Source organism: Buttiauxella sp. S19-1 (assembly GCF_022134725.1).
In the GTDB taxonomy this organism is placed as follows: domain Bacteria; phylum Pseudomonadota; class Gammaproteobacteria; order Enterobacterales; family Enterobacteriaceae; genus Buttiauxella; species Buttiauxella ferragutiae.
Map to the genome: position 1 here is coordinate 1 of NZ_JAHWLU010000298.1, position 274 is coordinate 274.

At 49.3% G+C, this 274-nt stretch carries 1 rRNA gene; it reads left to right on the plus strand.

The window, feature by feature from the left end:
• Positions 1–171: 171 nt before the first annotated feature.
• Positions 172–274 (plus strand): 5S ribosomal RNA (gene rrf / locus MES37_RS24655); the annotation flags it as partial.

A 274-nucleotide genomic window follows, 5' to 3' on the forward strand; every position in this document is an offset into this window, starting at 1 on the left:
GTGTAAGCGTAGCGATACGTTGAGCTAACCAGTACTAATGATCCGTGAGGCTTAACCTTACAACACCGAAGGTGTTTTGGTTGAGAGACTAAGCATTTGATTTTCAGCTTGAACCGAGATTTTAAGTTGATGGTTGTGTGAATAACGCAACGGTTAACAAAACAGAATATGCCTGGCGGCACTAGCGCGGTGGTCCCACCTGACCCCATGCCGAACTCAGAAGTGAAACGCCGTAGCGCCGATGGTAGTGTGGGGTCTCCCCATGCGAGAGTAG